Annotated in this window: 28 protein-coding genes; 27 read left to right on the top strand and 1 reads right to left on the bottom strand. The window is 60.0% G+C overall.

Annotation, left to right across the window (positions count from 1 at the left end; genetic code table 11):
• Position 1 precedes the first annotated feature (1 nt).
• From tgt to MF4836_RS22035, 5 genes are all read left to right on the top strand, one after another.
• Positions 2-1,117, top strand: a complete 1,116-nt coding sequence (tgt, locus tag MF4836_RS22055; protein WP_020298460.1) for a tRNA guanosine(34) transglycosylase Tgt — start codon at positions 2-4, stop codon at positions 1,115-1,117.
• Between the two features lie 43 nt (positions 1,118-1,160).
• A complete protein-coding gene (gene yajC, locus MF4836_RS22050) occupies positions 1,161-1,496 on the top strand; it encodes a preprotein translocase subunit YajC (protein ID WP_043229921.1) in 336 nt (111 codons plus the stop codon).
• 60 nt (positions 1,497-1,556) lie between these two features.
• A complete protein-coding gene (gene secD / locus MF4836_RS22045) occupies positions 1,557-3,425 on the top strand; it encodes a protein translocase subunit SecD (protein WP_020298462.1) in 1,869 nt (622 codons plus the stop codon).
• Positions 3,426-3,434: 9 nt separating this feature from the next.
• Positions 3,435-4,349 carry a protein translocase subunit SecF gene (secF, locus tag MF4836_RS22040; RefSeq protein WP_020298463.1) on the top strand — a complete coding sequence of 305 codons (915 nt, stop codon included), beginning with the start codon at positions 3,435-3,437 and terminating at the stop codon, positions 4,347-4,349.
• A gap of 120 nt (positions 4,350-4,469) precedes the next feature.
• Positions 4,470-5,024, top strand: coding sequence for a glycine zipper 2TM domain-containing protein (locus MF4836_RS22035; RefSeq protein ID WP_078472031.1), 555 nt, complete (start codon positions 4,470-4,472; stop codon positions 5,022-5,024).
• A gap of 105 nt (positions 5,025-5,129) precedes the next feature.
• Here MF4836_RS22035 and suhB read toward each other — a convergent pair whose 3' ends face one another.
• A complete protein-coding gene (gene suhB, locus MF4836_RS22030) occupies positions 5,130-5,945 on the bottom strand; it encodes a type III secretion system regulator SuhB (protein ID WP_020298465.1) in 816 nt (271 codons plus the stop codon).
• 261 nt (positions 5,946-6,206) lie between these two features.
• Between suhB and trmJ the strand changes: the two genes are divergently transcribed.
• The 22 genes from trmJ to MF4836_RS21920 all read left to right on the top strand — a co-directional run bounded on the left by trmJ (position 6,207) and on the right by MF4836_RS21920 (position 25,606).
• On the top strand, positions 6,207-6,986 hold the full coding sequence (gene trmJ, locus MF4836_RS22025; RefSeq protein ID WP_020298466.1) for a tRNA (cytosine(32)/uridine(32)-2'-O)-methyltransferase TrmJ: 780 nt from the start codon (positions 6,207-6,209) through the stop codon (positions 6,984-6,986).
• Complete coding sequence (cysE, locus tag MF4836_RS22020) at positions 6,979-7,755, top strand: serine O-acetyltransferase (RefSeq protein WP_078472030.1); 777 nt, start codon at positions 6,979-6,981, stop codon at positions 7,753-7,755. The genes trmJ and cysE overlap by 8 nt, the downstream gene beginning before the upstream one ends.
• Positions 7,756-8,049: 294 nt before the next feature.
• Entirely contained in the window at positions 8,050-8,541 is a 492-nt protein-coding gene (gene iscR / locus MF4836_RS22015; RefSeq protein WP_007956690.1) for a Fe-S cluster assembly transcriptional regulator IscR, read from the top strand.
• A 50-nt stretch (positions 8,542-8,591) separates the two neighbouring features.
• Positions 8,592-9,806 (top strand): IscS subfamily cysteine desulfurase, encoded by a 1,215-nt coding sequence (locus MF4836_RS22010; protein WP_078472029.1) that lies wholly within the window; start codon positions 8,592-8,594, stop codon positions 9,804-9,806.
• Positions 9,807-9,903: 97 nt separating this feature from the next.
• On the top strand, positions 9,904-10,290 hold the full coding sequence (iscU, locus tag MF4836_RS22005) for a Fe-S cluster assembly scaffold IscU (RefSeq protein WP_007929523.1): 387 nt from the start codon (positions 9,904-9,906) through the stop codon (positions 10,288-10,290).
• Between the two features lie 49 nt (positions 10,291-10,339).
• The gene (iscA, locus tag MF4836_RS22000; RefSeq protein WP_020298469.1) at positions 10,340-10,663 is read left to right on the top strand and encodes an iron-sulfur cluster assembly protein IscA; all 324 of its coding nucleotides are present in this window, start codon (positions 10,340-10,342) and stop codon (positions 10,661-10,663) included.
• A gap of 8 nt (positions 10,664-10,671) precedes the next feature.
• The gene (gene hscB, locus MF4836_RS21995) at positions 10,672-11,193 is read left to right on the top strand and encodes a co-chaperone HscB (RefSeq protein ID WP_078472028.1); all 522 of its coding nucleotides are present in this window, start codon (positions 10,672-10,674) and stop codon (positions 11,191-11,193) included.
• Positions 11,194-11,244: 51 nt separating this feature from the next.
• Positions 11,245-13,107, top strand: coding sequence for a Fe-S protein assembly chaperone HscA (hscA, locus tag MF4836_RS21990; protein ID WP_078472027.1), 1,863 nt, complete (start codon positions 11,245-11,247; stop codon positions 13,105-13,107).
• Between the two features lie 3 nt (positions 13,108-13,110).
• Entirely contained in the window at positions 13,111-13,452 is a 342-nt protein-coding gene (gene fdx / locus MF4836_RS21985; RefSeq protein ID WP_078472026.1) for an ISC system 2Fe-2S type ferredoxin, read from the top strand.
• A gap of 14 nt (positions 13,453-13,466) precedes the next feature.
• Positions 13,467-13,667, top strand: a complete 201-nt coding sequence (gene iscX, locus MF4836_RS21980; protein ID WP_020298473.1) for a Fe-S cluster assembly protein IscX — start codon at positions 13,467-13,469, stop codon at positions 13,665-13,667.
• 92 nt (positions 13,668-13,759) lie between these two features.
• The gene (gene ndk, locus MF4836_RS21975) at positions 13,760-14,185 is read left to right on the top strand and encodes a nucleoside-diphosphate kinase (protein WP_020298474.1); all 426 of its coding nucleotides are present in this window, start codon (positions 13,760-13,762) and stop codon (positions 14,183-14,185) included.
• Positions 14,186-14,213: 28 nt separating this feature from the next.
• Positions 14,214-15,362 (top strand): 23S rRNA (adenine(2503)-C(2))-methyltransferase RlmN, encoded by a 1,149-nt coding sequence (rlmN, locus tag MF4836_RS21970; protein ID WP_020298475.1) that lies wholly within the window; start codon positions 14,214-14,216, stop codon positions 15,360-15,362.
• A 12-nt stretch (positions 15,363-15,374) separates the two neighbouring features.
• Entirely contained in the window at positions 15,375-16,133 is a 759-nt protein-coding gene (gene pilW / locus MF4836_RS21965; RefSeq protein ID WP_078472025.1) for a type IV pilus biogenesis/stability protein PilW, read from the top strand.
• A complete protein-coding gene (locus MF4836_RS21960) occupies positions 16,133-17,140 on the top strand; it encodes a RodZ domain-containing protein (RefSeq protein ID WP_078472024.1) in 1,008 nt (335 codons plus the stop codon). Before pilW ends, MF4836_RS21960 begins: the two co-directional genes overlap by 1 nt.
• 3 nt (positions 17,141-17,143) lie before the next feature.
• Complete coding sequence (gene ispG / locus MF4836_RS21955) at positions 17,144-18,253, top strand: flavodoxin-dependent (E)-4-hydroxy-3-methylbut-2-enyl-diphosphate synthase (RefSeq protein ID WP_020298478.1); 1,110 nt, start codon at positions 17,144-17,146, stop codon at positions 18,251-18,253.
• 24 nt (positions 18,254-18,277) lie between these two features.
• Positions 18,278-19,567: a histidine--tRNA ligase gene (gene hisS / locus MF4836_RS21950; protein ID WP_078472023.1), complete on the top strand. Its 1,290-nt coding sequence runs from the start codon at positions 18,278-18,280 to the stop codon at positions 19,565-19,567.
• 41 nt (positions 19,568-19,608) lie between these two features.
• Complete coding sequence (locus MF4836_RS21945) at positions 19,609-20,250, top strand: tetratricopeptide repeat protein (RefSeq protein WP_020298480.1); 642 nt, start codon at positions 19,609-19,611, stop codon at positions 20,248-20,250.
• Positions 20,243-21,394 (top strand): outer membrane protein assembly factor BamB, encoded by a 1,152-nt coding sequence (gene bamB / locus MF4836_RS21940; protein ID WP_078472022.1) that lies wholly within the window; start codon positions 20,243-20,245, stop codon positions 21,392-21,394. The genes MF4836_RS21945 and bamB overlap by 8 nt, the downstream gene beginning before the upstream one ends.
• A 145-nt stretch (positions 21,395-21,539) precedes the next feature.
• Complete coding sequence (gene der, locus MF4836_RS21935) at positions 21,540-23,009, top strand: ribosome biogenesis GTPase Der (protein WP_020298482.1); 1,470 nt, start codon at positions 21,540-21,542, stop codon at positions 23,007-23,009.
• 170 nt (positions 23,010-23,179) lie between these two features.
• Positions 23,180-24,328, top strand: coding sequence for a pyridoxal phosphate-dependent aminotransferase (locus MF4836_RS21930; RefSeq protein ID WP_078472021.1), 1,149 nt, complete (start codon positions 23,180-23,182; stop codon positions 24,326-24,328).
• Positions 24,316-25,107: an amidohydrolase gene (locus tag MF4836_RS21925; RefSeq protein WP_078472020.1), complete on the top strand. Its 792-nt coding sequence runs from the start codon at positions 24,316-24,318 to the stop codon at positions 25,105-25,107. Before MF4836_RS21930 ends, MF4836_RS21925 begins: the two co-directional genes overlap by 13 nt.
• A gap of 85 nt (positions 25,108-25,192) precedes the next feature.
• Positions 25,193-25,606 (top strand): hypothetical protein, encoded by a 414-nt coding sequence (locus MF4836_RS21920; protein WP_078472019.1) that lies wholly within the window; start codon positions 25,193-25,195, stop codon positions 25,604-25,606.
• Positions 25,607-25,619: the final 13 nt, after the last annotated feature.

The following is a 25,619-nucleotide window of genomic DNA, read 5'->3' as shown; positions in this document are numbered from 1 at the left end:
TATGTCTTTCGAGCTGCTGGCCACCGATGGCAAGGCTCGTCGAGGTCGCCTGACCTTCCCCCGCGGTACAGTGGAAACCCCGGCGTTCATGCCGGTGGGTACCTACGGCACGGTCAAGGGCATGCTGCCACGGGATATCGTCGCCACCGGTGCCGAGATCATTCTGGGCAACACCTTCCACCTGTGGCTGCGTCCCGGCACCGAAGTGATCAAAAAGCACGGCGACCTGCATGACTTCATGCAGTGGAAAGGCCCGATTCTCACCGACTCCGGCGGTTTCCAGGTGTTCAGCCTGGGCGCCATGCGCAAGATCAAGGAAGAGGGCGTGACCTTCGCCTCGCCGGTGGACGGCGCCAAGGTGTTCATGGGTCCGGAAGAGTCGATGCAAGTGCAGCGCGACCTGGGTTCTGACATCGTGATGATTTTCGACGAATGCACCCCGTACCCGGCTGACGAAGACGTCGCGCGGATCTCCATGGAGCTGTCGTTGCGCTGGGCCCAGCGCTCCAAGAATGCCCACGGCGACAACACTGCCGCGCTGTTCGGCATCGTCCAGGGCGGTATGCACCAGGACCTGCGCATGCGTTCCCTGGAGGGGCTGGACAAGATCGGCTTCGACGGCCTGGCCATTGGCGGCCTGTCGGTGGGCGAGCCCAAGCACGAGATGATCAAGGTGCTGGACTACCTGCCGGGCCAGATGCCAGCAGACAAACCTCGTTACCTTATGGGCGTTGGCAAACCGGAGGATCTCGTAGAGGGTGTGCGCCGCGGTGTGGACATGTTCGATTGCGTGATGCCAACCCGCAATGCCCGCAATGGGCATCTGTTTATTGATACTGGCGTGCTGAAGATCCGTAACGCGTTCCATCGCCATGATGATTCGCCGCTCGATCCGACCTGCGATTGCTACACCTGCCAGAACTTCTCCCGCGCTTATCTGCATCATCTGGACAAGTGCGGCGAAATGCTGGGTAGCATGTTGAATACCATCCACAATTTGCGGCATTACCAGGTACTTATGGCTGGTTTGCGCGAGGCTATTCAACAGGGTACATTGGCCGCCTTTGTCGATGCCTTCTACGCCAAACGCGGGCTCCCTGTTCCGCCTTTGGACTGAGTTTTCTGACCCCAAGATTCAATATTTGCAACTGGAGTGCTAAATGAGCTTTTTTATCTCTAACGCCATGGCTGACGCTGCTGCACCTGCTGCAGGCCCTATGGGCGGCGGCTTTGAGTGGATTTTCCTGGTCGGCTTCCTGGTCATCTTCTATCTGATGATCTGGCGTCCACAGGCCAAGCGCGCCAAAGAGCAGAAGAACCTGCTGGGCAGCCTGCAAAAAGGTGACGAAGTTGTGACCACCGGCGGCATCGCCGGCAAGATCACCAAAGTGACCGACGACTTCGTGGTTCTGGAAGTGTCCGACACCATCGAAATGAAGTTCCAGAAGGGCGCTATCGCCGCCACGCTGCCAAAAGGCACGCTGAAAGCGATCTGATTCATCTTTTACCAATCGACGGGGCGCGCAAGGCGCCCCGCGTTATAAGCGGGCGGCGTGATGCTGAACAAATACCCTCTGTGGAAATACGTACTGATCCTGGCGGTGCTGGCGATCGGTTTTATTTATTCCGCTCCCAATCTATACCCTGATGATCCGGCCATTCAGGTCAGCGGTGCGAGCACCGCGTTGCAGGTCACTCAGGCTGATCTGGATCGTGCGAGCAAAGCGCTCACCGACGCCGGGATCAACGTCAAGGCAGCCACTATCGCGGCCAATGGCAAGGGCGGCTTGCTGCGTCTGATCAATAAAGAAGATCAGTTGCCAGCCAAGGACGTCGTACGCAAGGCCCTGGGTGACGACTACGTCGTTGCACTGAACCTGGCACAAACCACCCCGCAATGGTTGCGCAACCTCGGCGCGCACCCGATGAAGCTGGGTCTGGACTTGTCCGGTGGTGTGCACTTCCTGCTGGAAGTGGACATGGATAAAGCCCTCGATGCACGCCTGAAAGTCTACGAAGGCGACGTCAAGAGTCTGTTGCGCAAAGAGCGCCTGCGCTATCGCAGCCTGCCGCAACTCAACGGTGCCATTCAACTGGGCTTCAGCGACGACGCGACCCGTGAACAGGCCCGTGCACTGATCCGCAAGAACTTCAACGATTTCGACATTGTTCCGGCCGACCTCAATGGTCAGGCGGTACTGCGTCTGGCGATGACCCCGGCCAAGCTGGCGGAAATCCGTGAATACTCCATCAAGCAGAACTTGACCACGGTCCGTAACCGCGTCAACGAGCTGGGTGTGGCCGAGCCGCTGGTACAGCGTCAGGGCGCCAACCGCATCGTGGTTGAGCTGCCGGGCGTGCAGGACACCGCTGAAGCCAAGCGGATCCTGGGCAAGACCGCCAACCTCGAGTTCCGCCTGGCTGCAGAGCCGGGTGCTTCCAAGGCGACTTCCGAGTCGTTCGAATTCCGTGAAGGCAATCGTCCTCCAGCGTTGATCGAGCGTGGCCTGATCATCACCGGTGACCAGGTGACCGACGCCCAGGCGGGCTTCGATGAGCACGGTCGTCCACAGGTGAACATCAAGCTTGACGGTCACGGTGGCGAGCTGATGAGTCGTTCGACTCGCAGCAACGTCGGCCGCAGCATGGCGGTGATCTTCATCGAGCAGAAGCCGACCACCACTTACACCAAGCAAGTGGTTGATGGCGTCGAGAAAGACGTACCGGTCCAGACCTTCAAGGAAGAGAAGAAGATCATCAGCCTGGCGACCATCCAGTCGCCGCTGGGCAGTCAGTTCCGTATCACCGGCCTGAACGGCCAGGGCGAGTCTTCCGAGCTGGCGCTGCTGCTGCGTGCCGGTGGTCTGGCGGCGCCGATGTACTTTGCCGAAGAGCGCACAATCGGTCCGAGCCTGGGTGCTGACAACATCACCAAGGGTATCGATGCCTCGCTGTGGGGCATGTTGTTCGTGTCGCTGTTCATCATCGCCATCTACCGCTTCTTCGGCGTCATCGCCACCGTGGCGCTGGCGCTGAACATGGTACTGCTGCTGGCCCTGATGTCGCTGCTGGGGGCAACACTGACCCTGCCAGGCATCGCCGGTATCGTGTTGACCATGGGTATGGCGGTGGACGCCAACGTGCTGATCTTCTCGCGGATACGTGAAGAGATCGCCGCCGGCATGACCGTGCAGCGCGCTATTAACGAAGGCTTCGGCCGGGCATTCACTGCGATTCTCGACTCCAACCTGACCACATTGCTGGTCGGTGGCATCCTGTTTGCCATGGGCACCGGCCCGGTCAAAGGGTTTGCGGTGACCATGTCCCTCGGGATCTTTACCTCGATGTTCACGGCCATCTGGCTGACCCGTGCGATGGTCAACCTGATCTTCGGCGGTCGTGACTTCAAGAAGTTGTGGATTTAAGGGGCTGCCATGTTACGTACTATCAACTTCATGGGCGTGCGCAACGTTGCGTTCGGCGTCACATTGCTCCTTACCGTTCTGGCGTTGTTCAGCTGGTTCCATAAGGGCCTGAACTACGGTCTGGACTTCACCGGCGGTACGCTCATCGAGCTGACCTACGAGCGTCCGGCGGATGTGATGAAGGTTCGCGCGCAACTGAGCGAATCGGGTTATCACGACGCCATCGTGCAGAGCTTCGGTGCAACCACCGACCTGCTGGTGCGGATGCCGGGTGAAGACCCGCAACTGGGCCATCAGGTCGCAGCCGCCTTGCAGAAGGTTGGCGGTGACAACCCGGCACAGGTCAAGCGCGTCGAGTTCGTTGGCCCGCAGGTGGGTGAAGAGCTGCGCGACCAGGGCGGCCTCGGCATGCTGATGGCGCTGGGCGGCATCCTGATCTACCTGGCGTTCCGCTTTCAGTGGAAGTTCGCGGTTGGTGCCATTGTCTCGCTGGTCCACGACGTGATCGTGACCGTGGGTATCCTGTCGTTCTTCCAGATCACCTTCGACCTCACGGTGTTGGCGGCGGTACTGGCGATCATCGGTTACTCGCTCAACGACACCATCGTGGTTTTCGACCGGGTGCGTGAGAACTTCCGCGTGCTGCGCAAGGCCAGTCTGATCGAGAACATCAACATCTCGACCACCCAGACCCTGTTGCGCACCATGGCGACCTCGATCTCCACCTTGCTGGCGATTGCTGCGCTGCTGTTCTTCGGTGGCGATAACCTGTGGGGCTTCTCCATCGCACTGTTTGTCGGTGTGTTGGCGGGTACCTACTCGTCGATCTACATCGCCAACGTGGTGCTGATCTGGCTGAACCTGAGCAGCGAGGATCTGATTCCTCCTGCCAATACCGAGAAGGAAGTGGACGACCGCCCATAACGGTCATCATCTTCCAGCGGTCACCTAAAAAGGCGCGAGTATTGAACTCGCGCCTTTTTTATTACTCCAAGGCTGGGAGAAGCGCGGGCTTGTCCCGCTTGTGATGGTCAGGAGGTTCACGTGAACAAGTCGTTACTGGTTGGTGCGGTATTGGGTGCTGTCGGTGTGACTGCCGGGGGTGCTGTTGCCACCTACAGCCTGGTTAAAAGCGGCCCTGAGTATGCGCAAGTGCTGGCAGTTCAGCCGGTTAAACAACAGATCAAGACTCCACGCGAGGTCTGCAAGGACGTCGCGGTAACCCGTCAGCGCCCGGTCAAGGATGAGCATCAGATCCTTGGTACGGTGGCCGGTGCGGTTGGCGGTGGTTTGCTGGGCAGTATGATCGGCGGCGGCAACGGCAAAAAGATCGCCACCGTGGCGGGTGCAGTGGGTGGTGGTTATGCCGGTAACAAGGTGCAGGAAGGCATGCAGGAGCGTGATACCTACACCACCACTCAGACTCGCTGTAACACCGTCAATGACATCAGCGACAAGGTCGTGGGTTATGACGTGAAGTACGAACTGGATGGCAAGCAAGGCCAGGTGCGTATGGATCGTGATCCGGGTAACCAGATTCCGGTCAATAAAGAAGGCAAGTTGATCCTGAGTCAGAATCAGGAACAGCCGGGGCAGTAAGCTCGGGCCGATAAAAGAGCTGTCCTCAGGGGCGGCTTTTTTATCGGCTGAGTATTTTCAGGCATAAAAAAAGCACCCCGTAGGGTGCTTTTTTGTCGCTGGCGCTTAGCGCTTCAGCGAAGCCGGCAGGTGCGGCTGGATGGCGGTCAGGACCGCTTTGAAGCACTTGGTGTTGCCGGCAACCACGTGGCCTTTTTCCAGGAAGTCGTGACCGCCGGTGAAGTCGCTCACCAGGCCGCCTGCTTCCTGAATCAGCAGGGCGCCTGCAGCCATGTCCCACTCGGACAGGCCCGACTCCCAGAAAGCATCGAAACGGCCGGCGGCCACGTAAGCCAGGTCCAGGCTGGCGGCACCGGCGCGGCGGATGCCGGCGGTCTGGCCAACCAGGGCGCGGAACATGCCCAGGTAGTTGTCGAGGTTGTCCATCTGGTCGTCACGGAACGGGAAGCCAGTACCCAGCAGGGCGCCGTCCAGGCTGGTGCGGCCGCTGACGCGCAGGCGACGACCGTTCAGTTGGGCGCCACGACCGCGGCTGGCGGTGAATTCTTCCTGGCGAACCGGGTCCAGAACAACGGCGTGTTCCAGACGACCACGGTATTTGCAGGCAATGCTGACGGCAAAGTGAGGAATGCCGCGCAGGAAGTTGGTGGTGCCGTCCAGTGGGTCGATGATCCACAGGTATTCTTCGCCTTCACCGCTGCCCGCGTGCAGGCCGGTTTCTTCACCGAGGATGCCGTGGGTTGGGTAGGCTTTGCGCAACGCATCGATGATCTTCTGCTCGGCAGCGCGATCAACTTCGGATACGTAGTCTTTGGCGTCTTTTTCGTCGACCTTGATGGTATCCAGGCGCTCGATGGAGCGGAAAATCAATTCACTGGCGCTGCGGGCGGCGCGCAGCGCGATATTCAGCATTGGCTGCATGGATGTGTCACCTAAGGTTGTTAAAGAAAGCCGAGCATTCTAGCAGAAAACTTTTGCAGATGAAGGTCGACATTCGCTTTCCTCATTTTGAGCGGGGCACTGACTCAGTAAATGTGCGCGCTTTTTGACCAGTGGTCGTTTGCACAAGGCGCTAAAGGTGCGCGTCGCTGAGTGTATCCGGGGCTCCCGGTTATTTTTGAGGCGTGACTGCTGGCTGTTCTGTAAGATTTGCTCCCCTTTCCGTGTCCGAGAGCGCCTCCCTTGCTGCAGAACATTCGTGTCGTCCTGGTCAATACCAGTCATCCCGGGAATATCGGTGGGGCTGCGCGTGCCATGAAGAACATGGGCCTGTCGCGGCTGGTGCTGGTTGAGCCGCGGATTTTCCCGTCCCACGAGGCTGATGCCCGTGCCTCTGGCGCCACGGACATCCTGGAAAATGCGCAGGTCGTCGCCACCCTGGAAGAGGCGTTGGCGGGCTGTACCCTGGTATTTGGTACCAGTGCCCGTGATCGACGTATTCCCTGGCCCTTGCTCGACCCTCGTGAATCCGGGTTGAAGGTAGTGGAAGAGGCGGGGCAGGGCGCACAGATCGCCCTGGTGTTCGGCCGTGAAGACTCCGGCCTGACCAATGACGAGCTGCAGCGATGTCACTTCCATGTGCATATCCCGTCGGACCCTGAGTTCAGTTCGCTGAACCTGGCGACGGCGGTGCAGGTGTTGACCTATGAGGTGCGGATGTCCTGGCTGGCGGCCGAGGGCCGGCCGAGCAAGGTCGAGAAGGATGAAGTGGCGTCGCCGCGTAGTGATGAGTTGGCGACCATGGATGAGTTGGAGCGGTTCTACGAGCATCTGCAGCAGACGCTGGTGGCCATCGACTTCCTCGATCCGGAAAAGCCGCGGCACTTGATGGCGCGCCTGCGTCGGTTGTACGGTCGCAGCTCGGTCAGTCGGGCGGAAATGAATATTTTGCGAGGCATCCTCACGGAGACCCAGAAAGCGGCCCGTGGCGAGCTCATCAAGCGGAAGAATGAAGATGTTTGAGCGTTTGCGTGAAGATATCCAGAGTGTTTTTCACCGTGATCCGGCGGCGCGCAATGCCTTTGAGGTGCTGACCTGCTACCCGGGCATGCACGCCATCTGGATCCATCGCCTGTCAGGCGCTCTGTGGGGCATGGGGTGGAAGTGGCTGGCGCGGCTGGTGTCGAATTTCGGCCGTTGGTTGACCGGGATCGAGATTCACCCGGGGGCCAAGGTCGGTCGTCGGTTCTTTATTGACCACGGCATGGGCATCGTCATCGGTGAAACCGCCGAGATCGGCGATGACGTGACCCTGTACCAGGGCGTTACCCTGGGTGGCACCAGCTGGAATAAAGGCAAGCGCCACCCGACCCTGGAAGATGGTGTGGTGGTGGGGGCGGGCGCCAAGGTCCTGGGCCCATTCACTGTTGGTGCCGGGGCCAAGGTCGGTTCCAATGCGGTGGTGACCAAGGCCGTGCCCGCGGGCGCGACGGTGGTGGGGATTCCTGGGCGCATCATTATCAAGTCCGATGATGAGCAGGAAGCCAAGCGCAAGGCCATGGCCGAGAAGCTGGGCTTTGATGCCTACGGTGTCAGCGAAGACATGCCAGACCCGGTGGCTCGCGCTATTGGCCAGTTGCTGGATCACCTGCAGGCGGTCGATGGTCGCCTTGAAGGTATGTGCGGCGCATTGAAAGACTTGGGCAGCAACTATTGCGCCCAGGATCTGCCGGCACTGCGCGAAGAGGACTTTGCCGGGGTCAAGGACAAGGGCGACAGTCAGGTCGGCTAAGGCTGCTGGCGCAAGTCGATGCGTGTGCGTTGATGGCGATCTGCCTCGGATTATCGGCCTCTGGATCGCCGGCGAGCTAGATTGGGCGGGGCGGATGATGTCGTTTTGATGGTGCATTGATCTCCCGCAGGTCGGCCGCCAGCGCCGGGATGTGCCATTACGCCGCAGACTTTGCTATGATTCGCGCGCTCTTTTGCGGGTAAACCCGACTAAAGTAGTTGGTCTTATAGTTGACTCGATTACTCGGGTATTGCATACTCGCCCTCATCCCGAAACACTCTGTGGTAATTGTCCATGCGACTCACTACTAAAGGCCGATACGCGGTAACTGCCATGCTCGACCTGGCGTTGCACGCGCAACATGGCCCGGTGTCCCTGGCCGATATCTCTGAGCGCCAAGGCATCTCCCTGTCCTATCTCGAACAGCTCTTCGCCAAGCTGCGCCGCAGCAATCTGGTGTCCAGTGTGCGTGGCCCGGGTGGCGGCTATCAGCTGTCGCGCGACATGCAGGGAATCCAGGTAGCCCAGGTGATCGATGCGGTGAACGAATCGGTCGATGCCACCAAATGCCAGGGCCAGGGTGACTGCCATTCCGGCGACACCTGCCTGACTCACCACTTGTGGTGTGATCTGAGCCTGCAGATTCACGAATTTCTGAGCGGTATCAGCTTGGCTGACCTTGTGACTCGCCGTGAGGTGCAAGAAGTAGCCCAGCGTCAGGATCAGCGCCGCTGTAATGGCAAGGCGCCACGCCTGGATAAGATCGAAGCGTCCGCCGTCGAATGACAGCCAAAGAGCCAGCGGAACGCCAGCCAGCCTGATTTAGGAGAGAGTCCATGAAATTGCCGATTTACCTTGATTACTCAGCGACCACCCCGGTTGACCCGCGTGTCGCGCAAAAGATGAGTGAATGCCTGCTGGTCGACGGAAACTTCGGTAACCCGGCGTCCCGTTCCCACGTGTTTGGCTGGAAGGCCGAAGAATCGGTCGAGAACGCCCGTCGCCAAGTGGCTGACCTGGTGAATGCCGATCCGCGTGAGATCGTCTGGACTTCCGGTGCCACCGAATCCGACAACCTGGCAATCAAGGGTGTCGCGCACTTCTACGGCAGCAAGGGCAAGCACCTGATCACCTCCAAGATCGAGCACAAGGCTGTCCTTGACACCATGCGCCAACTGGAGCGTGAAGGTTTTGAAGTTACCTACATCGAGCCGGGCGAAGATGGCCTGATCACTCCGGCCATGGTTGAAGCCGCACTGCGCGACGACACCATCCTCGTGTCGATCATGCACGTGAACAACGAGATCGGTACCGTCAACGACATCGCCGCGATCGGCGAACTGACTCGCTCCAAGGGCGTTCTGTTCCACGTCGACGGCGCCCAGTCCACTGGCAAGGTCGATATCGACCTGCAGAAGCTGAAAGTCGACCTGATGTCGTTCTCGGCCCACAAGACCTACGGTCCGAAAGGCATTGGCGCGCTGTACGTCAGCCGCAAACCGCGCGTGCGTCTGGAAGCCACCATGCACGGTGGCGGTCATGAGCGCGGCATGCGCTCCGGCACCCTGGCGACCCACCAGATCGTCGGCATGGGCGAAGCGTTCCGTGTGGCCAAGGAGGACATGGCTGCCGAGAACCTGCGCATCAAGGCCCTGAGCGATCGCTTCTACAAGCAGGTCGAGCATCTGGAAGAGCTGTACATCAACGGCAGCATGACCGCCCGTGTACCGCACAACCTGAACCTGAGCTTCAACTACGTTGAAGGCGAGTCGCTGATCATGGCCCTCAAGGACCTGGCAGTATCCTCCGGTTCGGCCTGCACCTCGGCTTCGCTTGAGCCTTCGTACGTACTGCGCGCCCTGGGCCGCAACGACGAACTGGCCCATAGCTCGATCCGCTTCACCTTCGGTCGCTTCACCACCGAAGAAGAAATCGATTACGCCGCGCAGAAAGTCTGCGAGGCCGTCACCAAGCTGCGCGCTCTGTCGCCGCTGTGGGACATGTTCAAAGACGGCGTCGACATCTCGAAAATCGAGTGGGCGGCACACTGATATATAAGTCGCCGCCAGCGGGTTCTGCCGAACGTATCGATTACGGCGATTTGCAGGACCCCAAGAGCGACTCTCTGATGAGTGAGGATTAAGAATCATGGCTTACAGCGAAAAGGTCATCGACCATTACGAAAACCCGCGCAACGTCGGCAAGATGAACGCGGAAGACCCTGATGTCGGCACTGGCATGGTCGGCGCTCCGGCGTGCGGCGACGTGATGCGCCTGCAGATCAAGGTCAACGAGCAAGGCATCATCGAAGATGCCAAGTTCAAGACTTACGGCTGCGGTTCGGCCATCGCCTCCAGTTCCCTGGCCACCGAGTGGATGAAGGGCAAGACCCTGGACGAGGCTGAAACCATCAAGAACACTCAGCTGGCCGAAGAACTGGCCCTGCCGCCAGTGAAAATCCACTGCTCGGTACTCGCGGAAGACGCCATCAAGGCCGCTGTTCGCGACTACAAGCAGAAGAAAGGCCTGATCTGATTCATTCGGATTCAGCTTTCACAGATTGAGCGACAAGTAAGGAGTCACGATGGCTATCAGCATGACAGAAGCGGCTGCTCAACACGTGCGACGCTCCCTCAACGGGCGCGGCAAGGGTGATGGGATTCGTCTGGGTGTTCGCACCACGGGCTGTTCCGGCCTTGCCTACGTGCTGGAGTTCGTCGACGAGGTGGGTGAAGACGATCAGGTGTTCGAAAGTCACGGCGAGAAAGTGATCATCGACCCGAAAAGTCTGACCTATCTGGACGGCACCGAACTGGATTTCGTCAAGGAAGGGTTGAACGAAGGCTTCAAGTTCAACAACCCCAACGTACGCGGTGAATGTGGCTGCGGCGAAAGCTTCAACATCTGAGGCTTCTTGTGGGTAATCCTTGTCATTTCGCTTTATTTGAACTGCAGCCCAGCTTTCGCCTGGACCTCGAGCAGTTGGCTACGCGCTACCGTGAGTTGGCGCGCGGCGTCCACCCCGACCGTTTCGCTGACGCTTCCGAGCGTGAGCAGCGGCTGGCGCTCGAGCAATCCGCGAGCCTCAACGAGGCCTACCAGACGCTCAAAAGCCCTCCCAAGCGTGCGCGCTACCTGCTCGCCATGGGCGGTCGCGAGTTGCCGCTGGAGGTCACGGTGCATGATCCGGAGTTTCTTCTGCAGCAGATGCAGTGGCGCGAAGAACTCGAAGACCTGCAGGACAGCGCCGACCTGGCGGGTGTCGCGGTGTTCAAACGGCGTCTGAAAGTCGCGCAGGATGAGCTGAACGAAAGCTTTGCAGCTTGTTGGGATGATGCAGCGCAACGCGAACAGGCCGAACGCCTGATGCGGCGCATGCAGTTCCTCGACAAGCTCACGTATGAAGTGCGCCAGTTAGAAGAGCGCCTCGACGATTAACCCAGTGCTGCCCATGTTGCACGCCTGATAGACAGATAAGACCTGATTACCATGGCCCTACTGCAGATCGCCGAACCCGGCCAAAGTCCTCAACCGCACCAGCGTCGTCTGGCTGTGGGGATCGACTTGGGCACCACCAATTCGCTGGTCGCTGCATTGCGCAGTGGTCTTTCCGAACCGCTGGCGGACGCTGAAGGGCGGGTCATCCTGCCTTCCGCCGTGCGCTACCACGCTGATCGTGTCGAGGTCGGCGAGTCTGTCCGGCTGGCGGCGTCTGCCGATCCCTTGAATACCGTGCTGTCGGTCAAGCGCTTGATGGGTCGTGGTCTGTCCGACGTCAAGCAATTGGGCGAGCAGTTGCCGTATCGCTTTGTCGATGGCGAGTCGCACATGCCGTTCATCGACACGGTGCAGGGCCCGAAAAGCCCGGTCGAAGTCTCCGCCGAGATCCTCAAGGTGCTTCGTCAGCGCGCCGAGTCGACCCTGGGTGGCGAGTTGGTAGGGGCGGTGATCACCGTTCCGGCCTACTTTGACGACGCACAGCGTCAGGCCACCAAGGACGCGGCCAAACTGGCGGGTCTGAATGTGCTGCGTTTGCTCAACGAGCCGACCGCAGCGGCGGTGGCCTATGGCCTGGATCAGCACGCCGAAGGCGTGGTGGCGATCTACGACCTGGGCGGCGGCACCTTTGATATTTCCATTCTGCGCCTGACCGGCGGTGTGTTCGAAGTGCTGGCCACCGGTGGCGACACCGCACTGGGCGGCGATGACTTCGATCACGCGATTGCCGGCTGGATCATCGACAGTGCCGGTTTGTCGGCTGATCTCGATCCCGGCGCGCAGCGTCGTTTGCTGCAAACCGCCTGCGCCGCCAAGGAAGCCCTGACCCACGCTGATTCGGTGGACGTGGTCTATGGCGAATGGCGCGCGGCGCTGACTCGTGAGCAGTTCGACGCTCTGATCGAACCCATGGTTGCGCGTAGCCTCAAGGCTTGCCGCCGTGCGGTGCGTGATTCCAATGTCGAGCTCGATGATGTGCAGGCAGTGGTCATGGTCGGCGGTTCGACCCGTGTGCCACGCGTGCGCCAGGCCGTCGGCGAGATGTTCGGACGTGAGCCGTTGACCGAAATCGACCCGGATCAAGTGGTGGCCATCGGGGCCGCGATCCAGGCCGACACCTTGGCCGGCAATAAGCGCGACGGCGGCGAACTGCTGTTGCTGGACGTGATTCCGCTGTCCCTGGGGCTGGAAACCATGGGTGGGCTGATGGAGAAGGTGATTCCACGCAACACCACCATCCCCGTCGCCCGTGCCCAGGACTTCACCACCTACAAGGATGGCCAGTCGGCCATGATGATTCACGTGCTGCAGGGTGAGCGCGAGCTGATCAGCGATTGCCGCTCCCTGGCGCGCTTCGAATTGCGCGGTATTCCGCCGATGGTGGCGGGTGCGGCGAAAATCCGCGTGACCTTCCAGGTCGATGCCGATGGCCTGCTCAGTGTGGCGGCCCGTGAGCTGGGGTCGGGCGTTGAAGCCAGCATCCAGGTCAAGCCGTCCTACGGCCTGACCGATGGCGAAATCGCCAAGATGCTCAAGGATTCGTTCCAATATGCCGGCGACGACAAGGTCGCCCGTGTCCTGCGTGAGCAGCAGGTCGATGCCCAGCGCCTGATCGAGGCGGTGCAAGGCGCCCTGGAGGCTGATGGCGAGCGCCTGCTGGATGCCGAAGAGCGCATGGTCATCGAGTTGCAGATGCAGGAACTGGCCGAACTGATGAAGGGTACCGATGGTTACGCCATCGAGCAGCAGACCAAGCGTCTGTCGCAAGTGACCGATGCTTTTGCTGCCCGACGCCTGGATTCGACGGTGAAAGCCGCGCTGGCGGGGCGCAACTTGAATGAAATCGAGGAATAACTGATGCCGCAGATCATTTTTCTGCCACATGCCGTGCTGTGCCCGGAAGGTCTGGTTGTAGAGGTTCCGCCCGGTACCTCGATTCTCGAAGTGGCCCACGATAACCATATCGAGATCGAAAGCGCCTGCGGCGGTGTCTGTGCCTGCACCACCTGCCACTGCGTGATTCGTGAAGGGTTCGATTCGCTGAATGAAGCGGACGAACTGGAAGAAGACATGCTGGACAAGGCCTGGGGGCTTGAGCCTCAGTCGCGCCTGTCCTGCCAGGCGATCGTCGGTGAAGAAGACCTGACCGTCGAAATCCCGAAATACTCGCTCAACCATGCCGCCGAAGCGCCGCACTGATTCAAGGAATAGTCATGAGTCTGAAGTGGGTTGATGTGCTGGAAATCGCGATTCAGCTGGCCGAATCCCGGCCGGAAGTGGATCCGCGCTATGTAAACTTTGTCGATCTGCACAAGTGGGTTCTGGCACTGCCGGAGTTCAGCGACGATCCGGCTCGCGGTGGCGAGAAAGTTCTTGAAGCAATTCAGGCTGCCTGGATTGAAGAAGCGGACTGAATCCGCGCTGTACGCAGTTAGGCAATCCCTATAAACCCGCGTATAATTCGCGGGTTTAATTTTTCGCAAATTACCGTTTCTGGAGTTACACCATGGCTGTTCAACGTACTTTCTCCATCATCAAGCCTGACGCTGTTGCAAAAAACGTCATCGGCAAGATCGTTTCCCGTTTCGAAGAAGCCGGCCTGCGCGTTGTAGCTTCGAAAATGAAGCAACTGTCCAAAGCTGAAGCCGAAGGCTTCTACGCTGAGCACAGCGCTCGTGGTTTCTTCGGCGAGCTGGTTGCCTTCATGACTTCCGGTCCGGTTGTTGTTCAGGTTCTGGAAGGCGAAAACGCTATCGCTCTGAACCGTGAGCTGATGGGCGCTACCAACCCTAAAGAAGCTGCTGCCGGCACCATCCGTGCTGACTTCGCCGAGTCCATCGACGCCAACGCCGTTCACGGTTCGGACTCCGAAGCCGCTGCTGCTCGCGAAATCGCTTACTTTTTCGCTGCTACTGAAGTAACCACTCGCTAAGCATTGGCTTAAGAGTGAAGGTGAATCCATGACTACATCGACTGTAAAAACCAACCTGTTGGGTCTGACTCAACAGGAAATGGAAAAATTCTTCGACTCAATCGGGGAGAAGCGTTTCCGTGCCGGTCAGGTAATGAAATGGATTCACCACCTTGGCGTCGATGATTTCGACGCCATGACGAACGTCAGCAAAGCCTTGCGCGACAAGCTCAAGGTGATTGCTGAGGTTCGCGGTCCTGAAGTCGTCAGCGAGGACATCTCCAGCGATGGCACCCGTAAATGGGTGGTGCGCGTGGCGTCCGGCAGCTGCGTCGAGACCGTGTACATTCCCCAGGGCAAACGCGGCACTCTTTGCGTTTCGTCCCAGGCAGGCTGTGCCCTGGATTGCAGTTTCTGCTCCACCGGCAAGCAAGGTTTCAACAGCAACCTCACCGCCGCCGAAGTCATCGGCCAGGTGTGGATTGCCAATAAATCGTTCGGCAGCATCCCGGCGACCGCCGACCGTGCCATCACCAACGTGGTGATGATGGGCATGGGCGAGCCGCTGCTGAACTTCGACAACGTCGTCGCGGCCATGCACCTGATGATGGACGACCTGGGTTACGGCATCTCCAAGCGCCGAGTGACCCTGTCGACCTCCGGCGTGGTGCCGATGATCGATGAGCTGTCCAAGCACATCGACGTCTCGCTGGCGTTGTCCCTGCACGCTCCCAACGATGCGTTGCGCAACCAGCTGGTGCCGATCAACAAGAAGTACCCGCTGAAGATGTTGCTCGAGTCCTGCCAGCGCTACATGTCGTCCCTGGGCGAAAAGCGCGTGCTGACCATCGAGTACACCTTGCTCAAGGACATCAACGACAAGGTCGAGCATGCGGTTGAAATGATCGAGTTGCTCAAGAACATTCCGTGCAAGATCAACCTGATCCCGTTCAACCCGTTCCCGCACTCCGGTTACGAGCGGCCGAGCAACAATGCCATCCGTCGTTTCCAGGACCAGCTGCATCACGCCGGTTTCAACGTCACCGTGCGCACCACCCGTGGTGAGGATATTGATGCCGCCTGTGGCCAACTGGTCGGGCAGGTGCTGGACCGCACCCGTCGCAGCGAACGCTATATTGCGGTGCGCGAGTTGAGCGCTGATGCCGATATGCCGCAAAGCGCCGCGAATCGTACTTGAGAGAGGCTCTCCATGACCTTTCGCGTTGCGCTGCTGTTGCTGGTTGTCAGCCTCTCGGCTGGCTGCGTTCTGTCGGGTGATTTCAACCCGCTGAACACCAGCAAGGGCCGCGACGAAGCGCGTCAGGCCTATGTGCAACTGGGTTTGGGGTATCTGCAACAGGGCATGACCGAACGTGCCAAGGTGCCGCTGAAGAAAGCCCTGGAGCTGGATGAGTCGGACGCCGATGCCAATGCCGCCCTGGGGCTGGTGTTCCAGGCCGAGATGGAGCCGGAGCTGGCCGACGAGCATTTTCGCAAGGCCTTGGCCTCGCGCCCTGCCGATGCTCGGATCCTCAATAACTACGGCAGCTTTCTCTTCGAAGAAAAACGTTACAAAGAGGCTTATCAGCGCTTTGAACAGGCTGCTGCTGATACCCTGTACCCCGAGCGTTCTCGCGTGTTCGAGAACCTTGGCATGACCGCAAAGAAATTGGGGCAGCGTGAGTTGGCCCAGCAGCAACTGGAAAAAGCCCTGCGTCTGAATCGTCAACAACCGCACGCCTTGCTGGAAATGGCTGAGTTGTCCTTCGAAGACAGGCATTATGTCCCCGCACGCGACTATTACGACCGTTTTAGCCTGCTGAGCGAGCAAAATGCACGTAGTCTATTGCTCGGCGTTCGGCTGGCGGATGTGTTTGAAGATCGCGACAAGGCCGCCAGTTATGGTCTGCAATTAAAACGACTCTATCCCGGTACGCCGGAATATCAGCAATACCTGTCGGAGCAATGATGAAAGCGGCGCATCCCGAAGTTCTAGCAGTGACTCGCGTAAACCCCGGTGAGACCCTGCGTCAGGCCCGCGAAAGCAATGGTTGGTCGCAGGCAGAAGTGGCCCTGAAGCTCAATCTCACCGTGAGCTCGCTGAATAATCTGGAAACCGGTGCTTTCGACAAGCTGCCGGGACATACCTTTTCCCGTGGTTATATCCGTGCCTACGCCAAGTTGCTGGGGATGGAGCAGACCAACCTGGTCCAGCAGTTCGACCTTTACACCGGCTCCGACTCTCAAGGCAGCAGCGTGCATGCCTTGGGTCGTATTGAAGAACCGGTCCGGGTTTCCCATACCATTTTGCGCATCGTCAGCCTGTTGCTGCTGGTGGCTGTGGTCGGCGGTGGCTTTATCTGGTGGCAGGATCAGACCTCGCTGCGCAGCAAGGACCTGACGTCGTTCGGCCAGGAGCACGTCGAAGTCGAAGGCGCCGATGGCACCACACATATTCACCCGATCGACGAGCCGGAAGACCAGGCCGTGGTCGAAGGTCAGGCTGAAGGGGGGGCTACCAACCTCGCCCTGCCACAGGCTCAGACCCCGGCTGAAGCCCCGGCCAGCCCCGCTGCCCCCGCTGCTTCTGCTCCAACCGTTGCAGCGCCGGCCCATACCGCGCCCGCTCCGGTGGTCAGCGCCCCGGCAGCAGCCGCGCCGACTGCGCCGGTAACGCCTGCCCCAACGGTTGCCGCCCCGGCCGTATCGGCACCCGCAGCAGCCCCGGTGGCAGGTTCGGGTCAGGTCCAGATTCAATTCATTGCTGATTGCTGGGCCCAGGTCATTGATGGCAATGGCAAGGTGCTGCTCAGTGGCCTCAAGCGTAAAGGCGAAACCGCCGACGTGACGGGCAAGCCGCCATTTGCCGTACGCCTGGGCTACGCCCGTGGCGCGCAAATCAGCTACAACGGACAAGCGGTCGATGTGGCTCCGTTCACCAGTGGCGAGACCGCTCGCCTGAAGTTAGGTCAATAAGTCATGCACGGCGAATCTCCCATCAAACGTCGCGAGTCCCGCAAAATCTGGGTTGGCTCGGTGCCTGTGGGGGGCGATGCCCCGATCGCGGTGCAGAGCATGACCAACAGCGATACCAATGACGTGGCCGCTACCGTGGCCCAGATCAACCGCCTGGAAGCCGCAGGCGTGGATATCGTGCGGGTATCGGTCCCGGACATGGACGCTGCCGAAGCATTCGGTCGCATCAAGCAGCTGGTCAAGGTACCGCTGGTGGCCGACATCCACTTCGACTACCGGATCGCCCTGCGCGTGGCTGAGCTGGGCGTCGATTGCCTGCGGATCAACCCGGGCAACATCGGTCGTGAAGACCGTGTGCGTGCTGTGGTCGATGCCGCCCGTGACCGCGGGATCCCGATCCGCATCGGCGTCAACGCCGGCTCCCTGGAAAAGGATCTGCAGAAGAAATACGGCGAACCGACCCCGGCAGCCCTGGTTGAGTCGGCCCTGCGTCACGTCGAGCACCTTGAACGCCTGAATTTCCAGGATTTCAAGGTCAGCGTAAAGGCCTCCGATGTGTTCATGGCTGTCGAAGCCTACCGCCTGCTGGCCAAGGAAATCGTCCAGCCGCTGCACCTGGGCATCACCGAAGCCGGTGGTTTGCGCTCAGGCACGGTGAAATCCGCCGTGGGCCTCGGTATGCTGCTGGCCGACGGGATTGGCGATACTATTCGCATCTCGCTGGCGGCTGACCCGGTCGAGGAAGTGAAAGTCGGCTACGACATTCTCAAATCCCTGCATCTGCGTTCCCGTGGTATCAACTTCATCGCCTGCCCGAGCTGCTCGCGGCAGAACTTCGATGTGGTCAAGACCATGAACGAGCTGGAAGGGCGCCTTGAAGACCTGTTGGTGCCGCTGGATGTTGCGGTCATCGGCTGTGTGGTCAACGGTCCAGGTGAAGCCAAGGAGGCCCATATCGGCCTGACTGGCGGTACACCGAACCTGATTTACATCGACGGCAAGCCGTCGCAGAAATTGACGAATGAGAATCTGGTGGATGAGCTGGAAAAGCTGATCCGCCAGAAAGCGGCCGAAAAGGTCGAAGCTGACGCTGCGGTGATCGCGCGCGGCTGATTCAACAGAATTTAAGGATTTTTAGTGAGCAAGTCTCTGCAAGCCATTCGTGGCATGAATGACATCCTGCCCGAGCAGACGCCCCTGTGGCGCTATTTCGAGAGCACTGTGGCGCGCCTGCTGGATAACTACGGTTACAAGCAGATCCGCATGCCGATCGTCGAGTTCACCGATCTGTTCAAGCGCTCCATCGGCGAAGTGACCGACATTGTCGAAAAAGAGATGTACACCTTCGAAGACCGTAACGGCGACTCCCTGACCCTGCGTCCGGAAGGCACCGCCGCGTGCGTGCGCGCGGTCCTCGAACACGGCATTACCGGCGGTGGCCAGGTGCAGAAGTTGTGGTACATCGGCCCGATGTTCCGCCACGAACGCCCGCAGAAAGGCCGTTATCGCCAGTTTCACCAGATCGGTTGCGAAGTGTTCAACCTCGACGGTCCGGACATCGACGCCGAACTGATCGTGCTGACCTGGCGCCTGTGGGGCGAGCTGGGTATTCGTGACGCGGTCAAGCTCGAACTCAACAGCCTGGGCACCGCCGAGGCTCGTGCCCGTTATCGCGACGCGCTGGTGGAATTCCTCTTGGCCCGCCTCGAGTTGCTGGATGAAGACAGCCAGCGCCGCCTGAAAACCAACCCGCTGCGGGTGCTCGATACCAAGCATCCGGAAACTCAGGCGGTATTGGTGGATGCGCCGAAACTGGCCGACTACCTCGACGAAGAGTCGCGGGTGCATTTCGAAGGCCTCAAGGCGCGCCTGGACGCTGCCGGCATTCCGTATGTGATCAACCCCAAGTTGGTCCGTGGTCTGGATTACTACAGCAAGACGGTTTTCGAATGGGTCACCGACAAGCTCGGCGCCCAGGGCACTGTCTGCGCGGGCGGTCGTTACGACGGCCTGGTGGAGCAGATGGGCGGCAAGCCGACCCCGGGCGTAGGTTTTGCCATGGGTATCGAGCGCCTGGTGCTGCTGCTGGAAACCCTGGAGCAGATCCCGGACGAGATTTCCCGTCAGGTCGATGTCTACCTCTGCGCCTTTGGCGAGGCTGCCGAACTGGCCGCCCTGGCCTTGAGCGAGCGGGTTCGCGATCAACTGCCAAACCTGCGCCTGCAGATCAACGCCGGCGCCGGCAGCTTCAAGAGTCAATTCAAGAAGGCCGACAAGAGCGGTGCGCTGTACGCACTGATCCTCGGTGACGACGAACTGGCCCAGCAAGTGGTAGGTTTCAAACCCCTGCGTGGCCAGGGCGAACAACAAAGCATTGCCTGGGATGCGCTCGCTGCACACCTGGCCACCTGCGTCGTGCAGGGTTGAAGCTGTCAAACAGCCGAATTTAGCGATTAAGGAGTATTGGGGTGTCGAGTACCGAAGATGAACAGCTGACGGAATTCAAAGACTGGTGGCAGCGCAACGGCAAACCCCTGGTTACTGGCGGCCTGTTGGCGCTGGTCATCGTGTTCGGCTGGCAGGCCTGGCACAAGTATCAGAGCAACCAGTCGCAAGGCGCCTCGATGCTCTATCAGCAATTGCTTGAAACCACGCTGACCCCTGACGGCAAGCCGGATGCGGCGCGCGTTGCGGACCTGGCCGGCAAGCTCAACAGCGAGTTCGGCGGCACCGCCTACGCGCAATACGGCAGCCTGTTCGTGGCCAAGGTCGCGGTCGATACCGGCAAGCTGGACGATGCTGCCAGCGAGCTCAAGGCGATTGCCGACAAGCCTGTGAACCCGACCCTGGGTGAAGTTGCACGCCAGCGCCTGGCGCAGGTACTGGCCGCACAGAACAAAGCCGATGAAGCACTGAAGTTGCTCGACGGCGATGCTGACAAGTCGTTCCTGGCCACTCGTGAAGAGCTCAAGGGCGACCTGCTGGTCCAACTGGGCCGGATCGACGAAGCCCACGCGGCTTACCAAAAAGCCAAGGCTGCGCTGTCTGATGAAGCGGCGGTCGGTGGCCTACAAATCAAGCTGGACGACCTGGCCAAAGGGGATGCGTGACGTGATTCGTTGGAAACATGCAGCATTGCTGGCTCTGGCCATTTTGGCCGCGGGTTGCAGCAGCAACAGCAAAAAAGAACTGCCACCGGCTGAGCTGGTCGACTTCAAAGAAGAAGTGGTCCTGCAGAAGCAGTGGAGCCGTTCGGTCGGTGACGGCCAGGGCGAAACATACAACATGCTGGTTCCGGCCATCGACGGTGACACCATCTATGCCGCGGACGTTACCGGCGTGGTGATGTCCCTGGATCGCATGAACGGCGACGTCAAATGGAAGAAAGACCTTGAACTGCCTGTTTCCGGCGCCGTTGGCGTGGGTTACGGCCTGGTCATGATCGGCACTCTGAAGGGCGAAGTGGTTGCCCTGGATGCGTCCAGCGGCGAAGAAAAATGGCGCGCTCGCGTGACCAGTGAAGTCCTCGCCCCACCTGCCAGCAATGGCGATGTGGTGGTGGTGCAAACCCAGGACGACCGTGTGATTGGTCTCGACGCCAGCACCGGCAACCAACTCTGGCTCTATGACAGCACTCCTGCAGTACTGACCCTGCGCGGTACCAGTGCTCCGGTGGTGACCAACCGCCTGGCAGTGGCCGGCCTGTCGACCGGTAAAGTGGTCGCCCTGGATATCCGCAACGGCGTGCCGGTGTGGGAGCAGCGTGTGGCTATTCCTCAGGGCCGTTCCGAGCTGGATCGGGTCGTCGACATCGACGGTGGCTTGCTGCTGTCGGGCGGCACCCTGTATGTCGCCAGCTACCAGGGTCGCGTTGCAGCCCTGGACCTGGAAAGCGGTCGTCCGCTCTGGCAGCGTGATGCTTCCAGCTATGCCGGCGTCGCCCAGGGTTTTGGCAGCGTGTACGTGAGCCTGTCGTCGGGCACCGTTGAAGGTGTTGACGAGCGCTCCACCACTGCCCTGTGGAGCAATGACTCGCTGGCTCGCCGCCAACTGTCGGCTCCGGAAGTGTTCTCCAGCTACGTGGCGGTCGGTGACCTGGAAGGTTACCTGCATCTGCTGAGCCAGGTTGACGGTCGTTTCGTCGGCCGTCAGCGCATCGACAGCGACGGCCTGCGTGCACGTCCGCTGGTGGTGGGTGACATGATTTATGTGTATGGCAACAGCGGCAAACTGGAAGCCCTGACCATCAAGTAATGGTTTGACTATGCTTGGGGGCAGCAATGTCTCCAGGCGGCCTTGCCTTGGCAAGGCTCGTAGCACTTGAACGTGCTGCCCCGAGCACCAGCCGCTGCCTCGCAGCGGCTTTTGTATTTTCTGAAATAACGCAGTGGAGAGCCGCATGGTTCCCGTAATCGCCCTGGTGGGTCGACCGAACGTCGGCAAGTCCACCTTGTTCAACCGCCTGACTCGGACTCGCGACGCCATCGTCGGCGACTTGTCCGGTCTGACCCGTGATCGCCAATACGGTGAGGCCAAGTGGCAAGGGCGCTCCTACATTCTGGTCGACACCGGTGGTATTTCCGGTGACGAGCATGGCATGGATGAAAAGATGGCCGAGCAGTCGCTGCTGGCCATTGAAGAAGCCGACGTCGTTCTGTTCCTGGTAGACGCCAAAGCCGGTTTCACCGCGGCTGACCAGATGATCGCCGAGCACTTGCGCAAGCGTAACAAGCGCTCCTACGTGGTCGCCAACAAGGTCGACAACATCGACCCGGAAATGGCCCGCGCCGAATTCGCCCCGTTGGGCATGGGCCACGCGATTCCAATCGCCGGTGCTCATGGCCGTGGCATCACCCAGATGCTGGAGATCGCCCTGAGCGATTTCCCGAGAGATGAAGAAGAGCCGGAAGAAGGCGAGGAAGAGATCGTTGCCGAAGGCGAGGAAGCCAAGCGCATTCCTGGCCCGAGCGAAAAGGACGGGATCAAGATCGCCATCATCGGCCGGCCGAACGTCGGCAAGTCGACCCTGGTCAACCGCATGCTCGGTGAAGACCGGGTCATCGTCTACGACCAGCCCGGCACCACCCGCGACAGCATCTACATCCCGTTCGAACGTAACGAGGAAAAGTACACGCTGATCGACACCGCCGGTGTGCGCAAGCGCGGCAAGATCCACGAGGAAGTTGAAAAATTCTCGGTGGTGAAAACCCTGCAAGCGATCAAAGACGCCAACGTGGTGATCTTTGTGATGGACGCCCGCGAAGGCGTGGTGGACCACGACCTCAACCTGCTGGGCTTTGCCCTGGAGGCCGGTCGGGCATTGGTGATCGCGATCAACAAGTGGGACGGCATGACGCCGAGCGAGCGCGATTTTGTGAAGATCGAGCTGCAACGTCGGCTGTTCTTCGTCGAGTTCGCCGATATCCACTTTATCTCGGCGCTGCACGGCACCGGCGTGGGTAACCTCTACGCGTCGGTCCAGAACTCGTTCAAGTCCGCAGTGACCCGCTGGCCGACCAACCGTCTGACCCAGATCCTGGAAGACGCGGTAGGCGAGCATGCACCGCCGATGGTCAACAACCGCCGGATCAAGCTGCGTTACGCCCACTTGGGTGGTGCCAACCCGCCGATTATCGTGATCCACGGTAACCAGATCGAGAAGGTGCCCAAGTCGTATGTGCGTTACCTGGAAAACACCTACCGCCGTGTCCTGAAGCTGGTCGGTACGCCGATCCGTATCGAGTTCAAGGGTGGCGAGAACCCATACGAAGGCAACAAGAACACGCTGACTGACCGTCAGGTGAACAAGAAGCGTCGTTTGATGACTCACCACAAGAAAGCCGACAAGAAACGCCGCGATAAGAAGTAAGTAGCGGCGAGTGACACGCTGCCAGTTTCAAAGCGTGCCGCTTAAAACTTGAAGCGCGCAGCTGCTGTCAAAAAGGGTCCTATATGGACCCTTTTTTAATGGCCGGCGTTTGGGCTATCCTCGGGCTCTCCCGCGCCGCCGTAGAGCCGGGTGTTCAGCAGGGAATCCCCATGATCACCAGTAAGTTGCCGAACGTCGGCACCACCATCTTCACCCAAATGTCCCAGCTCGCTGCCGAAACCGGCGCGCTCAACCTGTCTCAGGGTTTTCCGGATTTCGACGGGCCGCAGGCATTGCGCGACGCCGTTGGCCGGCATATCGCCAGCGGTCATAACCAATACGCGCCCATGACCGGGCTGCCGGCGCTACGCCAGCAAGTGGCGGCCAAGATCGCCCGCAGCTATGGCGTGCAGGTTGATCCCGACACTGAAGTGACCATCACGCCTGGCGCGACCCAGGCGATCTTCTGCGCCATTCAGGCGGTGATCCAGCGCGGTGACGAGGTGATCGTCTTCGACCCGTGCTACGACAGCTACGAACCTTCGGTCGAGCTGGCCGGTGGCCGTTGCGTGCATGTGCAACTGGGCGTGAAGGACTTTGCCATCGATTGGCAGAAGCTCGGTGAAGCGCTGAGCCCTCGCACCCGCATGATCATTCTCAACAGCCCGCACAACCCCAGCGGCGCGCTGATCTCACGGGCCGAGCTGGATAAGTTGGCGACCCTGATTCGCGATCGCGACATTTACCTGGTCAGCGATGAGGTATACGAGCACCTGGTGTTCGACGGTGTACCCCATGTCAGCGTGCTGGCCCATGAGGAGTTGTATCAGCGGGCGTTCGTGGTCAGCTCGTTCGGCAAGACTTATCACGTTACCGGCTGGAAAACCGGTTATGTGGTGGCTCCCCCGGCGCTGAGCGCCGAGCTGCGCAAGGTGCATCAATATGTCAGCTTCTGCGGCGTGACCCCTTTGCAGTACGCTTTGGCCGACTACATGGCCGAGCACCCGGAACATGTTGAAGAACTGCCAGCGTTCTACCAGGCCAAGCGTGATCTGTTCTGCGATCTGCTGGCCCCTTCGCGGTTCAGTTTTACTCGGGTGGCCGGTACTTATTTCCAATTGGTGGACTATTCACAGATTCGTCCGGACCTGAGTGATGTCGAGATGGCGATCTGGATGACCCGTGAACACGGCGTGGCGACCATTCCGGTGTCGGTGTTCTACCAGAGCCCGCCGCAGGAACAGCGTCTGGTACGCCTGTGTTTTGCCAAGCGCGAGGAGACGCTGCGTCAAGCGGCAGAGAAGCTATGCGTGATTTGAGTGCGTTACCCAATCTGAATGTGGCACTGATCCAGACCACCCTGGCCTGGCATGATCGCCAGGCCAACTTCGAGCACTTCGAGCGGTTACTTGAACAGGCCCGCGGCGCGGACCTGATTATCCTGCCCGAGATGTTCACCACCGGATTTTCCATGGAGTCCGAAACCCTGGCCGAGGCGGAGAATGGCCCCACCAGTAAATGGTTGCGCGCCCAGGCCGCGAAACTCGATGCGGTGATCACCGGTAGCGTGATTGTCCAGGCTGCCGACGGCAGCCATCGCAACCGCCTGCTGTGGGCGCGGCCCGATGGTGAGGTCTGGCACTACGACAAGCGCCACCTGTTTCGCATGGCCGGCGAGCACAACCACTACACCCCTGGCGAGCGTCAGGTGCAGTTCGAGCTCAAGGGGTGGCGAGTGCGTCCACTGATTTGCTACGACCTGCGCTTCCCGGTGTGGAGCCGCGATGCCCACGACACCGACCTGCTGCTGTACACCGCCAATTGGCCGGGTGCGCGGCGCCAGCACTGGAATCGCCTGTTGCCGGCGCGGGCCATTGAAAACCTGTGCTATGTGGCTGCTGTGAACCGTGTGGGCACCGACGGTAAAGGCTTTGCCTATACCGGTGACAGCCAGGTGCTGGACTTCCAGGGCGAGACGCTGCTCAGCGCCGGCGACGCCGATGGCGTATTCCAGGTATGCCTGGATGCGGCAGAGCTGGCGGCCTATCGCACCCGGTTCCCGGCCAACCTGGACGCCGATACCTTTGTGTTCACCTGAGAGCAACGGCCGCTTTTTGCATGGGCGGCCTATCAAGGTTCGGCGCTGAAGGTCGATAGCAGGTTCAACCAGGGAGATTCAATTCATGACCAGTATCGGTGTCACAGCGGTTAACCCTTTCCCGGTCTCAGCGCCCAAGGTCCTGATCAACGGTGCTGATCCGAGCACCGCCAACAGTACTGTACTTGCGCCGGTCGAGGGCGAGGCAGATGAGGGCAGCAAAGAGCTGCGTGTCGACTCTGCCGGCGCCAGTATCGATTCGGTGAAGGGCGGTGGTGACCCGGTCGAAGAGCTGAAAAAACAGATCGAGCAAACGCAGAAGATGTTGGCGCAGCAGCAACAGGAACTGGCCAGCGCGCAACGCAGTCAGGCCACTGAACAGCAGAGAGCCCAGCGCGTGATGACCATCCAGGCGCAGATCGCAGTGACCAGCAGCACCCTGCAAACCTTGCAGGCGGCACTGTTGCAGGCCATGTTCAGCGTTGATGTGCATGCTTGAGGGCCGAGACCTC

Source organism: Pseudomonas sp. MF4836 (genome assembly GCF_002018875.1).
Taxonomy (GTDB): Bacteria; Pseudomonadota; Gammaproteobacteria; order Pseudomonadales; family Pseudomonadaceae; genus Aquipseudomonas.
This window is presented reverse-complemented; position numbering and strand designations above follow the sequence as displayed.

Coding starts and splice junctions, on each gene's coding strand:
- MF4836_RS21925 (WP_078472020.1), top strand. CDS start 24,316: ATGCGTGATTTGAGTGCGTTACCCAATCTGAATGTGGCACTGATCCAG.
- iscX (WP_020298473.1), top strand. CDS start 13,467: ATGAGTCTGAAGTGGGTTGATGTGCTGGAAATCGCGATTCAGCTGGCC.
- der (WP_020298482.1), top strand. CDS start 21,540: ATGGTTCCCGTAATCGCCCTGGTGGGTCGACCGAACGTCGGCAAGTCC.
- yajC (WP_043229921.1), top strand. CDS start 1,161: ATGAGCTTTTTTATCTCTAACGCCATGGCTGACGCTGCTGCACCTGCT.
- rlmN (WP_020298475.1), top strand. CDS start 14,214: ATGACTACATCGACTGTAAAAACCAACCTGTTGGGTCTGACTCAACAG.
- iscA (WP_020298469.1), top strand. CDS start 10,340: ATGGCTATCAGCATGACAGAAGCGGCTGCTCAACACGTGCGACGCTCC.
- pilW (WP_078472025.1), top strand. CDS start 15,375: ATGACCTTTCGCGTTGCGCTGCTGTTGCTGGTTGTCAGCCTCTCGGCT.
- iscU (WP_007929523.1), top strand. CDS start 9,904: ATGGCTTACAGCGAAAAGGTCATCGACCATTACGAAAACCCGCGCAAC.
- MF4836_RS21960 (WP_078472024.1), top strand. CDS start 16,133: ATGAAAGCGGCGCATCCCGAAGTTCTAGCAGTGACTCGCGTAAACCCC.
- cysE (WP_078472030.1), top strand. CDS start 6,979: ATGTTTGAGCGTTTGCGTGAAGATATCCAGAGTGTTTTTCACCGTGAT.
- tgt (WP_020298460.1), top strand. CDS start 2: ATGTCTTTCGAGCTGCTGGCCACCGATGGCAAGGCTCGTCGAGGTCGC.
- MF4836_RS21920 (WP_078472019.1), top strand. CDS start 25,193: ATGACCAGTATCGGTGTCACAGCGGTTAACCCTTTCCCGGTCTCAGCG.
- hscA (WP_078472027.1), top strand. CDS start 11,245: ATGGCCCTACTGCAGATCGCCGAACCCGGCCAAAGTCCTCAACCGCAC.
- iscR (WP_007956690.1), top strand. CDS start 8,050: ATGCGACTCACTACTAAAGGCCGATACGCGGTAACTGCCATGCTCGAC.
- suhB (WP_020298465.1), bottom strand. CDS start 5,945: ATGCAGCCAATGCTGAATATCGCGCTGCGCGCCGCCCGCAGCGCCAGT.
- ispG (WP_020298478.1), top strand. CDS start 17,144: ATGCACGGCGAATCTCCCATCAAACGTCGCGAGTCCCGCAAAATCTGG.
- bamB (WP_078472022.1), top strand. CDS start 20,243: ATGCGTGACGTGATTCGTTGGAAACATGCAGCATTGCTGGCTCTGGCC.
- secD (WP_020298462.1), top strand. CDS start 1,557: ATGCTGAACAAATACCCTCTGTGGAAATACGTACTGATCCTGGCGGTG.
- ndk (WP_020298474.1), top strand. CDS start 13,760: ATGGCTGTTCAACGTACTTTCTCCATCATCAAGCCTGACGCTGTTGCA.
- fdx (WP_078472026.1), top strand. CDS start 13,111: ATGCCGCAGATCATTTTTCTGCCACATGCCGTGCTGTGCCCGGAAGGT.
- MF4836_RS22010 (WP_078472029.1), top strand. CDS start 8,592: ATGAAATTGCCGATTTACCTTGATTACTCAGCGACCACCCCGGTTGAC.
- secF (WP_020298463.1), top strand. CDS start 3,435: ATGTTACGTACTATCAACTTCATGGGCGTGCGCAACGTTGCGTTCGGC.
- MF4836_RS21930 (WP_078472021.1), top strand. CDS start 23,180: ATGATCACCAGTAAGTTGCCGAACGTCGGCACCACCATCTTCACCCAA.